Genomic DNA, 12,144 nt, shown 5'->3' on the forward strand with positions numbered 1-12,144 from the left:
AGAAGACGAGAAGACGAGAGGCCTTCCCCAGCGAACCTGGGGACGAGACCAACGTGCGGGGGGGCGGCGGGCGGCGGAAGGTGTGCGTTCTCGTCCTGACTGGTCCACTCGTAGCCGGATGCTAGCTTGCACGCGTCTCATCATCTCGGGGGATGCGGTATGTCGCGAATGGCGATAGTGGCGCTTGGCGCGCTGGTGGTCGGGACACTCGGCTGCACGCCGGGGGCGCGCGGCGCGGCGGGGAATGGGCCGGTGACGGCTGCGGCGCCGCATCTCACGATCCTGCACTTCAACGACGTCTACGAGATCACCCCGGTCGAGGGCGGGAAGTCCGGAGGACTGGCGCGCGTAGCCGCGTATCGCCGACGCCTCATCGACTCGGTGGGCCCGGTCCTCACCACGCTCGGCGGCGACTTCGTCTCGCCGTCGGCGCTCGGCACCTCGCGCGTGAACAACGAACCGCTCGCGGGCAAGCAGATGGTCGCCGTGCTCAACGCCGTGGGGCTCGACTGGACCACGTTAGGCAACCACGAGTTCGACATCGGCGACCGCCGCCTGCGGCAGCGCCTCGAGGAATCCCGCTTCCAGTACGTCGCCTCCAACGTCACCGACAGTGCCGGGCGCCCCTTTCCCAAGGTGCAGCCGCACGCCATCGTCCGTATTGCATCTGGCGGACGCACGCTCCGCGTCGGGCTGGTCGGCGTCGTCATCCCATCCAATCCGCAGCCGTGGGTCAGATACGAAGACCCGATCGCCTCGATTGCCGCGCACGCCGCCATGATCCGCGACTCGGTCGACATTCTCATCGCGCTCACGCACCTCTCGGTGCAGCAGGACCAGCGCGTGGCCGAGGAGGTCCCCTCGATCGACGTCATCCTCGGCGGCCATGAGCACGAGAACTACCTCCTGCAACGCGGCCCCAACCTCACCCCCATCATCAAGGGAGACGCCAACGTGCGCACCGTGGCCGTGGTGCGCATCGAGCCCGGCCTGCGCGGCGGGCGCGCGCGCGTGAGCAGCACCCTCATCCCCATCACCGACCACACGCCCACCGACAGCGACGTGGCCGCCGAGGCGCAACGGTGGATCGACGCGGCCTTCGCCGGCTATCGCACGCAGGGCTTCGCCCCGGAAGCGGTGGTCGCCACGCTCCGCTCCGCGCTGGACGGGCGCGAGACAACAGTGCGCACGCGCCCCGGGCCGCTCAGCGATGCGATCCTCGCCGGGATGCGCGCCGAAGCCGCCGACGCCGAAGTGGCGATCTTCAACGGGGGCTCGATCCGCATCGACGACGTGGTGCCGCCGGGTGCCCTCACGCAGTACGACGTCATTCGAATCCTCCCGTTCGGAGGGGTCACCGTGCGCGCCGACCTCACCGGGCGGCTGCTCAAGCAGGTGCTCACCATCGGGAGGCAGAGCGCGGGGAGCGGCGGCTACCTGCACGCATCTGGTGCCAGCTTCGATGGCGGCGGCGTGCTGCAGGTGAACGGCGCGCCGGTGACCGACGAGCGCTGGTACCGGGTCGTCCTCACCGACTTCCTGCTCAGCGGGAACGAGTCGCGCCTGGGCTTCCTCACGCGCACCAACCCGGAAGTGAAGGTGATTCGGGACATGCGTGACATCCGCCTCTCGTTCATCGATCAGCTACGCCGGATGTGACCGCCGGCCACTTCGGCGAGGCTCGTCGGCGCGGTGGCCGTCGCGCGCCACGAATTGAGATAAGCGCTGCGTTGGGAAGGAGTTGCCGAGCGCTCCGGTGTCGGCGTCTCGCGGGTTGACCCAGCGTGGGAGGCTGTCTACTTTTCGCCCCCTGATCCCGAGTAGCTCAGGTGGTAGAGCGGGTGACTGTTAATCACCATGTCGGGGGTTCGAGTCCCTCCTCGGGAGCTGGCGAAAGCTCACGACAAGGCCCGTCGCGGAAGCGGCGGGCTTTGTCGTTCGAGCGACATCCCGGGGCAACTCGGGTAGAGGAGTGATCCGACCGCTCTCGCAGCGCCCACGTTTGTACTTCGCTGCCCGCCGCGCCTCTCGCGGCAGTGTGCTGGGGCGCGAACCTACCGGCTGCCGATTCTCCGCGCGCGTATGCTCTCGGATCCGCTCGTGAACAGCGTGTCGTGCAGGACGACGGGAGCGCCGTAGTATCGATTGGAGTCGCTCGCGCTGGAACCGGAAGGCGGATCGCGTCGGATGATAGCGCCCCGCGTCAGATCGTACTCCACAAGAACGCCGCCATGATTGACGGCGACGGAGGTGCTTCCCACCGCGGGCGGATCGAGGGGACTTCCCCGCTGTGACGCACGCCAGATCTCATGTCCGTCGACCGGCGAGAGCGCTTGAATGATGCCCAGATCGGACGTCGCGAGAAGCATGCCTGAGCCTGCAGCGGAGTAACGTCGATCGTCGAAGGGACCGGTCCCGGGACCGGAGGGATCTCCTGGCGGCGAATGCACCCGTGGAGCTGTCCACCGTATCGCTCCCGAGCCAGCGTCGTGTGCGAATACGCGACCGTCGTCCTGTGCTTCGACGATCAGGTCTCCCGAGCGGGCCACGCGCGAGTAGCACTTGGAACTCTGTCCAGGTAGTTCCGGCGAGTACTGATGGCGCCACACAATCTGGCCGGTTGCTGCGCGCAGCGCGAAGAGTTCACCGGTCTCGACCTTCGTGCCGAATGTGTTGCCGCAGACGAAGAGCAACATGTCAATGAGCGTCGGACCGAACGCCGCGAGGGTAGTATCGCCTCGTTGCAATCGTGCGCTCCAAAGCTCGCGCCCGCTTCTCGCGTCCAACCGCCGGACAATGCCTTCGCCACCTGCAACGAAGAAGGTGCTCCCATCCGTCGCGATGGTTCTTGTGCCTTCGTTCCCCGGCGTCGAAAGCTGCCACAGCGGCGTTCCGTCGTTGGCGTCCACAGCGAAGACGTCCACGTCACCCACGGCGGCGACACCGCCGGCGAGAGCGACGTTCTCGCCAAACGGCGCACCATCTCCATAGCGCCTCTTCCATCGCAGCCGTCCGGTATGCGCGTCGAGCGCAGCGAGTTCTCGCTGACCCGTCGTGACATAGAGGACGCCAGCAGCGGAGTCCAGCCCCGGCGTGACGTTGCTTCCGCGGAGACTGACCACCCACCCCCACTTGCCGTGACCCGACGATGGAACGGATGGACGGCCAGCGTCGCACGCACTGACTGCGAGCGAGGTTGCGACGAACCAGCGGAGGACACGCAAGAGGTCAGTGCGGGTCATATGATAGGGGCGGAGTAGGGTCGCACGTGGCGACCCTACCCGGTCCATGGTTCACGCCTGACACGGCGACGTACTGCATCGCACTGTAACCAACTTCGAGGCGGAGGTACTGCCACCCGCCGAATCCATGATCACCACCTGCAAGGTATAGGACGCAGCCGCGCCCCACGTGAAGCTACTGCTCGATCCAGTCTGCTTCGACACGCCGTTCACCTTCCACGCGTACGTGTAGGGCGTTCGTCCGCCGTTGCTCCCGACGACTCAGCTCAGCGCCCGGACAACGCGGTCCGCTCGATGCGCAACCGCACAAGTGTCGGTACCTCGTCCACGACCTCCTCTCCCCAAGCCATCCGATCGGACACCCAGAGCAGGCGGGTACTGGGATTGCCTGAGGCCAGGCCGGTAAGGCTGCCATTCCGATCCAATACGTAGTAGCGGACGCTTCCTCCAGCGTCTGCCCCACGCAGCCAGGTGCTGCCGTCAGCGGCAACGATGGCCGCAGTCACCGGTGTGGCAAACTCGGGCAAGAAGAGTGCGCGATCGAGTTCGGCCGCGGCAAACCGGGGACGGATCGCACGCAGTACCGCCTCGCGCACACTATCGCGCGCTGTCCGGGAAATTGGCACGGGCGCGACGGGCACGACAGTGGACCACAACGTGTCGCCAAGCAAGTTGATCGCTGTGGCGCGGAACGACGCTGCACTTCGGCGGTCTGAGCTTGAACGCTGGATCACAATTACACGTCGATTGGCACCATCGCAGGCGAGCAAGGGATTGTCCGCAAACGGCTGAGCGCGATACATCATCGCAGATGCGGATCGGAGCACCATATCCGAGTGGCGAATGGACACCCACGTCAGCGTACCGATGACTGCTCCCGAGCGAGCCATGCGGTAGACGGGGCTAGCTGTCACACGCCCATCTGCAATCGCGCGCCCGGTCGTACCACCGAAGCCAAGCATCTCACCGTCGCTCGTGAGGGCGAGCGGCATGGAGAAGAAGGAATCCGCGCGCGCGCTTCCGGCTTGGCCAAGTTTGTCCAATGGCCAGGACCTGATGAAGCGTCCATCCGAATTGAACATTGATACTCGGCGCTGAGCTACATCAATTGCCCAGAGGGTATCCGCGAGCGTACCGATTGCGAACAGGCCCTGAAACTCGCCCGGCCCGGCTCCCGGGCGACCAACATTCCTAACGAAGCGACCGCCGCTGTCAAACTGGCGCACGAATTGGGAGCCCTCGTCGCGAACGTAGACCCGCTGGCCGTCGACGACAACGCCTGCAATTCGCACAAACTGAAAAGCACTTCCGTCCTCATCGTCACCGAGTCGGAGCTCCGGGACGAGTCTCAGCGCGGCGGACCGCTGTCCCTCCGGGACAGAAGCGGCGTCACAGGAGACAAGAAGCAGTAGGAGGACGGCGGGTGAGAACCGATGGCTCGTGTACGGCGCCCACAATCTCCTGAGGACTCGCATTGTCGGCGTCATCCGCCGCAATCTCATGACTTGAGTGCGGCTTCGACAGGTGCCCGCAAGGAGTCGACAGAGTCCTCGGGAGTGCGCAGCGACACTCTGGATGCCAGGTGCGTTGCTCCTTTGCCTACAAGTCATTGGAAGCTCTATCTTCTGCACATACCCGAGCGGTGCCAGCATACGATGCGTGTTGAACCACAGGACCCATGCCAGCGTCGGGAATCCGACGTCATCAAAGCCGCGCGGCCGGATGACCTCCGTCCCGCGCCCTCGCTCTCGTCACGGCTTCAGGTCCTCTCCGGCGAGGGGGCCATCGACGTCTTCCGCCGTGCGGTCGCGCTCGAGCAGCAGGGGCGGTCGATCATCCATCTCGAACTCGGCGCGCCCGACGTGCCGGCGCCGCCGCACGCCACCGAGGCGGCGATCCAGGCGCTGCGCGACGGTGATGCGCGCTACGTGGCCGTCAACGGCATTCCCGAGTTGCGCGAGGCGATCGCCGCCGACCTGCGCTCGCGCGACGTGCACGTGGACGCCGACCAGGTGCTCGTGACGCCGAGCGCGAAGACCGCCGTGTTCTACGCCATCCTTGCCGCCGCGGAACCGGGGAGCGACGTCCTGGTTCCCGACCCGGGCTTTCCCATCTACCCCAGCGCCGTGCGCTTTGCCGGGGCCGTCCCGGTGGGATACGGTGTCGACAGCCGCAACGCGCCGGATGTCGACGACATCGAGGCAAAAATCACGACGCGCACGCGCGCCCTCCTCCTCAACTCGCCCAACAACCCGACGGGTGGCGCGTTAGGCTCGGCGGCGCTGGCGCGACTGGCTGCCCTCTGCGCCCGGCACGGGATCGTGGCCATCACCGACGACATCTACACGCGACTGGTGTACGATGCCCCCTTCGCCCCGACGCTGGCCGCGTTTGACGGGGCGCGCGACCGCACCATGGTCATCGATGGCTTCTCGAAGACGTATGCAATGACCGGGTATCGCCTGGGCTACATCGCGGCGCCACGCCCGTTCGTCGAGCCGTTGCTCCAGTTGGCCACCAACGGCCACACCTGTGTGGCCCCCTTCATCCAGCGCGCCGGCGTGGCGGCGCTCACCGGACCGCAGGACGCGGTGCGCGCGCAGGTCGAGATCTACCGCGTGCGTCGCGACCGGTTGGTGAGCGGCCTCAACGCCATCGAGGGGGTCCGCTGCGCCACGCCGGACGGCGCGTTCTACGTCTTTCCCGACCTTCGCGCGGTGCTTGCAGCTCGCGGGATGTCCTCGGCGCAGTTCGCCGCACGGTTGCTCCAGGACTTTGGCGTCGCGGCCATCGACGGCGCGGCGTTCGGCGCGCGCGGCGAGGGGCACCTGCGGCTCTCGTTTGCCTCGTCCACGGCAGAACTCGACGCGGCGCTGGCGCGCATTGCGTCGTGTGTCGCCTCGCTCTAGCACTTTCATGGCCATCGACCGTCGCTCTGCCATCGCCGCGCTCGCGGCCCTCCCACTTGGACGTGCGCTGTCGGCACCGGAGTCGAGCGCCGACGCGACGCCGTACCCGAGGCCGCCAGCAGCAACGCCGCTGCTGCGCACCGACGGGAGCGCGCGGCATTTCGCTGTGATCGGCGCCGGCGCCTTTGGTGGCTGGACGGCCTGGCACTTGCGGCGCGCTGGTCATCGGGTGACGCTGATCGACGCCTACGGAGCCGGCAACTCGCGCGCGTCGTCAGGCGGCGAGACGCGCCTCATTCGCGCCGTGTACAACGGGCAGCGCGAGTACACCGACCTTGTCGCGCGCGCCTTCGCGCTGTGGCGCGAGTACGAGCGCTCGTGGGGGGCGCGCTTCCTCACGAAGACGGGGGCGCTGTGGATGTTCGAGGGCGACGACGACGCCTTTGCGCGCCGGTCGCTCGAGCTCATGCGCGCGCATCGCCTCCCGCTGGAGGAGGTGGAGCTGGCGGCGGCCGCGCGCCGGTGGCCGCAGCTGTCGTTCGCTGGGGTACGCCACGTCTGGTTCGAGCCCGAGGCCGGGGAGCTGTTGGCGCGCGCGGCGTGCGAGACGGTCCGCGAGCAGTTCGTGAAGGCAGGAGGCGAGTACCGGACGGCGCTGGCGCGCCTCCCGGCATCGCTGGGGCGCCACCTCTCGGCGCTCCCGTTAGGCGACGGGTCGACGCTCACCGCCGACGCCTACGTCTTTGCCTGCGGCCCATGGCTGGGGCGCCTGTTTCCCGACGCGGTGGGGAAGCGGATCCGCGCCACGCGACAGGAGATGTTCTACTTCGGGACTCCGGCCGGCGACACGCGCTTCCTCGACCCGGCCATGCCGGCGTGGGCCAACTTCGGCGACCGGTTGATCTACGGCATGCCCGGGAACGAGCGGCGCGGCTTCAAGGCGGCCGACGATTCGCTGGGTGACGAGGTGGACCCCGACACGCTGGAGCGCCTGGTGCGCCCAGAGGCGCTGTCGCGCGTGCGTGCCTTCGTGGCCCGCCGCTTTCCCGCGCTGGCCAAGGCACCGCTGCTGGAGACACGCGTGTGCCAGTACGAGTACAGCACCGACGGCGACTTCGTCGTCGACCGGCACCCGGCGGTGGACAACCTCTGGATTGCCGGCGGCGGCTCGGGGCACGGCTTCAAGATGGGGCCGGCCATCGGCGAGCACATTGCCGCCGTGGTGCAGGGCGACACCCCGGTGCGCCCCAAGTTCTCGCTTTTGCGCCTGACGAACGCCAGGCCGGCGCCGGCCACGCGGCGGGGGTAGCGCGACGATGCCGGCGCGCGGCCCCCCGCCGCCCGGCCCGTCAGATGAAGATCACCTGCGCCCCGTCCGACTTCTCGAAGAACTCCATCGCCGTGATCACGTCTTGCACCTGCGGCACCAGCTCCTCGCGCGCGATCCCCATCATCTCCATCGCCATCTGGCAGGCGTACAACTCGGCGCCCGCGTCGCTGAGGGTCTCGAGCAGTTCGCGCACCGTGGGAACGTCGATCTCGGCGATCTTCCTCTTCATCATGTGCGTCGCCAGGCCCTCTACGCCCGGCAGCCCGGCGAGCATTGCCGGCATGTGCGCGCCGGGATTGCCCACCACGCCGGCGTGGAGCTTGTCCACCGTCGACTCGCGGATGATGTCCATCCCCCAGAAGGTGAAGAAGAGCACGGCGTCGATCCCCATCATGCGCGCCGCATTGGCCAGGATGAGGCCGGGGTAGGCCATGTCGAGGCTCCCCTTGGAGCAGATGATCGCGACCTTGCGGTTGGTGGCGCGGGCATCGTTGTTGGCGCCGCTCGTGGCGCCGGCCGGCACCGCCGCAGTCTCCAGCGCGGTAGTCATCGTTCGTCCTCGTCGTTAGGTGTCGTGGCTCGGCTGGCGCTCACACGCAGCTCTTGGGCTTGGTCAAACCAGAGACCTTGGCCGCCAGGATGCCGGGGCCCTTCGGAAAGAGCTGGTACAACTCCTTGGTGGGGATCCCGGCAATCGCCGTGATGCGGCGCAGCCCGGGCGGCGTTCCCTGCTCTGCCGCGTCGCGCCGGCAGAACTCGATCACCTTCCAGTGGCGATCGGTGAGGGTGATCCCGGCGCGCTGCGCGAGCTCCTCGCCGATTTCGGGAGTCCATTCCTGCGGGTTCGTCATGAAGCCGTCGTCATTGAGCTGCACCTCATGTCCCGCGATCAGTGCCATGGTCATCGTAACCTCACGGATGGGTCAGCCCCGCTTCCCCGCCATGCTCATGCGCGGGCCGACGGTGGGGAGTTCGTGTCCCTTGAGCAGGACGTTCCAGTAGATCGACCGAAAGGCGAGCTTCCCCCAGTGGTTCACGCGCGTCTCCTCGAGGAGCGTGAATGGTCCAACGATGGGAAGCGGGAACCGGCCCGCGAGCGGCTCCACGTCGTAGTTGAAGTCGATGAGCGTCGCCTTGCCATAGCCCGTCTCGATGAAGCAGTTGGCATGGCCGTCGAAGCCGGGATCGAGCGGGAGGCCGGCGATGGCGCGACGCACGTTCCCGGTGAGCACCTCGGCCTGGAAGTGCGCCACCGACCCCGCCTTCGACGAGGAGAGATCGGTCGCGTCGCCAATCACGAAGACGTTCTCGAAAGCCCTGGACTGCAGCGTGTGCCGATCGGTGGGGACAAAGTCGAGTTCGTTGCCCAGCCCCGACGTGGCAATCGCTGCACTCCCGCGGTGCGTGGGGACGGTGACGAGGAGATCGTACGGGATCTCGCGCCCGTCCCAGCTCCTGAGCATGCGCGCCGAACCGTCCACTTCGCCCGTGTTGAAGGTCGTCTCGACCGCGATGCCCCGCTCCTCGAGCAGCCCTCCCATCATGTCGGAGCACCGCTTCTTGGTGAAGGCGCTGTCCAGCGGCGTGGCATACACCAGCTCGACGTCGTCGCGCATGCCGCGCCCCGCGAAGAACGCCTCGGCCAGGAAGAGAAACTCGAGCGGGGCCACCGGGCACTTGATCGGCATCTCGACCACGTTCACGACGAGCCGCCCGCCCTTCCATGTGCGCAACTTCTCGCCCAGGGCCGAGGCGCCGTCGAGCGTGTAGAAGTCGAACGCCGTATCACGCCAACCCTTGCCTGTCAGTCCCTCCGTCTCGGCGGGGACGATGCGACTCCCCGTGGCGATGATGAGGAAGTCGTAGGCGATCGATGCGCCTCCCAATAGGGTGACGCGGTTCTCATCCGGGACGATGCGGTCGACCACGGCGAGGATGAGCTTTGCGGCTGGCGGCAGCACCGCCGAGCGCCGCTTCACCAGCTCGGAGCGCGTGTAGTCGCCGAACGGAAGAAAGAGGAGTCCCGGCTGGTAGACGTGCTCGTCGTCCTGGTCGACGACGGCGATCTCCCAGTCATCCAGCGGGAGGACATGGACCAGCTTGGCCGCCATCATGGTGCCGGCGGTGCCGCCGCCAAGGATCAGGATCCGTTTCATCGCGCCACTCCGGGTTCGTAGTCCCAGCGTCCCGTTCGCGCGATTGGAAGGGCATCATGCGGGCCAGCGCACGGTCCCGAGGCGAAGCGCAAGGGGGGCAACGCGTTAGGCACCCGGCCGCATGGGCGCGGCGCGCCCGAATGAAACGCGACGTTGCAACAGGCGAAACATCGTGAAACTCGATGTTTCAAGACGAACGCGCCGCGGCACCAGCCAGCGACGCTCATCGCCGCCGCGCGACGCTACAGCCGGTACTCCTTCATCTTCCGCCACAGCGTCGTGCGGCTCATCCCCAGGGCGCGTGCCGCCTCGTCGCGGCGATAGCGCGCGCGCTCCAGCGCACCACGGATGCGCTGCATCTCCTCCTGCCCAGCCGGCGTTCCGGCCTCGCCAACCCCCACCCCGCCAGCTCCGCGCATCGCGCCATTCGCCGCCGGCAGCCGCAACGCGACGGGCGAGGCGGCGCGCGTATCCACGGCAATCCCCGGCGGCAGGTGCGTCACCTGCACCGTCTGGCCATCGCACAGCGCCGTGGCGTACTCCAGCGCGTTCTCCAGCTCGCGCACGTTCCCCGGCCAATCCCAGGAGACCAGGGCATCCAGTGCCGCCGGGGACAGGCGCAGCGCGCGCCCCCGACGCTGGCCAATGCGCTCGAGCAGGTGCGGAATGAGGAGCGTGAGATCGTCACGACGCTCGCGCAGTGGCGGCACGTGAATGGGGACGACGCGGAGACGGTAGAAGAGATCCTCGCGGAAGCGCCCTGCCGCCACCGCCGCCGCGAGATCCACATGCGTGGCGGCGATCACGCGCACGTCGGCGGTTCGCGTGCGCGACTCTCCCACGCGCTCGAACGTATGATCCTGCAGCACACGCAGGAGCTTGGCCTGCAGCGCCGGTGGCATATCACCGATCTCGTCGAGGAAGAGCGTCCCGCCCTCGGCGGCCTCGAAGCGCCCGGCGCGATCGCGCAGTGCGCCAGTGAAGGCGCCGCGCACGTGCCCGAACAGTTCGCTCTCCAACAGCTCCGCCGGGAGCGCGGCGCAGTTCACCGCCACGAACGGTCCGCGCCGCCCCGATCGTGCATGCAGCGCGCGCGCCACCATCTCCTTCCCCGTCCCGCTCTCCCCCGTGACGAGGATAGTCGCGTCGTTGTCGTGCAGGAGTTCGATGAGTCGAAAGATGCGTTGCATCTGTGGCCCGCGCCCGACGATTCCCTCGAAGGCGGGGAGCGCATCGGCACGCGCCAGGTCCGAGCCCGGACGAATCATGATCGCCGTTCTCGCCCCCGAGCTGCCGCAGTGCGTCGTGGCAGCGATGGGGCCGAGCGAGATGGAGACCGGGATCCCCTCGCCGTCGCGCGCGACCAACTCGGCGGCGAGCCCTTCGCGTCGCACGCCGGCGTCGAGCGCCTGGCGCAATAGATCGGGGGCTCCATCGCGCGCATCGCGCAGGAGCAACGCCAGCGGCCGCCCGCGCAGCGCGTCAGGCGCAACGCCCAGCATCGCGGCCAACGCCGTGGATGCCGACATGACGCGCTGCCCGGCGTCGGCAATCACGTACCAGCGCCCCAGGCTGCCAAGGAGCGTCTCCAGCTGCTCGCGGCCGTCCATGACCTCGTGGACGCCGAGGGTGTGTGCCTCGGGGCTCCGCGTGTCCGCCAGGCGCAACGTCTCGATGGCCCCCGTCACGTTACCCTGCGCGTCGCGCACCACCTCGCCCGCGCGCACGACCTCGAGCTCGGCGCCGGTCCTGGTATAGACGGTGAGCGGTGTCTCGTCGACATGCCCGTGCCGGAAGACGCCACACCCCTTGAGGCACTCGCGGCAACGGATGAGCGAGATGCACGGCTTCCCGATCACGTCCGCCGCGGTAAAGCCGGTGATGCGTTCCAGCTGCGGGCTGACGGCGATGATGGTGCGGTCGGCGTCGACCTCGAACCAGCCGACACCGGAGAGCCTGGCAATGACGTCGCGTGCGCGATCGGCTTCCGGCGGCGCCAGCGCCGGGCGATGTGGGGCGGCCTTCACCATGGCAACACGATGTTGCAACGAAACGTTGCGTCGCATCGGGGGATCTGCCTAAGCCGGAGGGCCGAAAGCCGGACCTCGGAAGTGAAACGCATTCACGTGCCGTCGCGGAAGGCGCGGGGGGAGGCGGTTCGGCGTCAGCGCTCGCGCCACCGCGCGGCGGGGGTGGCGTCGGTTGGTGGCGGTTGGAGGAAACGGCCGAGGCGTCGTCGCCTGGCGTGCGAATGGCGCGTGGCGAAACGGTTCAGGGGCCCATCCGCGCCCTAACGCGGAAAGGCCCCTGTGTTACGTGACCGCTCGGCGCGGTGCGCCAGACAGCCAGTGCGGATGTGCTGCGGGTCGTGCGGACGAATTGCGGACTTACTGCAGAGTTTCTGCAGACGTACTCAGTCCTGCGAGAACCCGATTACCAGCCTCTGGCGATCCGCGCCGTTCGTGGGTCAGTAGACAATGGATCACCTCCTCGTTTGCAGGTTGGGC

9 protein-coding genes and 1 tRNA gene are annotated in these 12,144 nt (G+C 67.9%); 4 read left to right on the forward strand and 6 right to left on the reverse strand.

The window, feature by feature from the left end; genetic code table 11:
* Positions 1-159 precede the first annotated feature (159 nt).
* Both IT359_19990 and IT359_19995 read left to right on the forward strand, forming a co-directional pair.
* Positions 160-1,659, forward strand: a complete 1,500-nt coding sequence (locus IT359_19990; GenBank protein ID MCC6931281.1) for a bifunctional metallophosphatase/5'-nucleotidase — start codon at positions 160-162, stop codon at positions 1,657-1,659.
* A gap of 155 nt (positions 1,660-1,814) precedes the next feature.
* Positions 1,815-1,887 (forward strand) — tRNA-Asn (locus tag IT359_19995).
* Positions 1,888-2,054: 167 nt separating this feature from the next.
* Here IT359_19995 and IT359_20000 read toward each other — a convergent pair.
* Complete coding sequence (locus IT359_20000; GenBank protein MCC6931282.1) at positions 2,055-3,242, reverse strand: PQQ-binding-like beta-propeller repeat protein; 1,188 nt, start codon at positions 3,240-3,242, stop codon at positions 2,055-2,057.
* Between the two features lie 266 nt (positions 3,243-3,508).
* The gene (locus IT359_20005) at positions 3,509-4,534 is read right to left on the reverse strand and encodes a 6-bladed beta-propeller (GenBank protein ID MCC6931283.1); all 1,026 of its coding nucleotides are present in this window, start codon (positions 4,532-4,534) and stop codon (positions 3,509-3,511) included.
* A 363-nt stretch (positions 4,535-4,897) separates the two neighbouring features.
* Between IT359_20005 and IT359_20010 the strand changes: the two genes are divergently transcribed.
* Both IT359_20010 and IT359_20015 read left to right on the forward strand, forming a co-directional pair.
* Positions 4,898-6,151 (forward strand): pyridoxal phosphate-dependent aminotransferase, encoded by a 1,254-nt coding sequence (locus IT359_20010; protein ID MCC6931284.1) that lies wholly within the window; start codon positions 4,898-4,900, stop codon positions 6,149-6,151.
* Positions 6,152-6,158: 7 nt separating this feature from the next.
* The gene (locus IT359_20015) at positions 6,159-7,460 is read left to right on the forward strand and encodes an FAD-dependent oxidoreductase (protein ID MCC6931285.1); all 1,302 of its coding nucleotides are present in this window, start codon (positions 6,159-6,161) and stop codon (positions 7,458-7,460) included.
* A 40-nt stretch (positions 7,461-7,500) separates the two neighbouring features.
* Here IT359_20015 and IT359_20020 read toward each other — a convergent pair whose 3' ends face one another.
* The 4 genes from IT359_20020 to IT359_20035 all read right to left on the reverse strand — a co-directional run bounded on the left by IT359_20020 (position 7,501) and on the right by IT359_20035 (position 11,703).
* Positions 7,501-8,031, reverse strand: a complete 531-nt coding sequence (locus IT359_20020; protein ID MCC6931286.1) for a DsrE/DsrF/DrsH-like family protein — start codon at positions 8,029-8,031, stop codon at positions 7,501-7,503.
* A gap of 40 nt (positions 8,032-8,071) precedes the next feature.
* Entirely contained in the window at positions 8,072-8,386 is a 315-nt protein-coding gene (locus tag IT359_20025; GenBank protein ID MCC6931287.1) for a TusE/DsrC/DsvC family sulfur relay protein, read from the reverse strand.
* 18 nt (positions 8,387-8,404) lie between these two features.
* Positions 8,405-9,637 carry an NAD(P)/FAD-dependent oxidoreductase gene (locus tag IT359_20030; protein MCC6931288.1) on the reverse strand — a complete coding sequence of 411 codons (1,233 nt, stop codon included), beginning with the start codon at positions 9,635-9,637 and terminating at the stop codon, positions 8,405-8,407.
* A gap of 242 nt (positions 9,638-9,879) precedes the next feature.
* Positions 9,880-11,703, reverse strand: coding sequence for a sigma 54-interacting transcriptional regulator (locus tag IT359_20035; protein MCC6931289.1), 1,824 nt, complete (start codon positions 11,701-11,703; stop codon positions 9,880-9,882).
* Positions 11,704-12,144 lie beyond the last annotated feature (441 nt).

It is taken from the genome of Gemmatimonadaceae bacterium, assembly GCA_020852815.1.
Classification (GTDB): domain Bacteria; phylum Gemmatimonadota; class Gemmatimonadetes; order Gemmatimonadales; family Gemmatimonadaceae; genus SCN-70-22.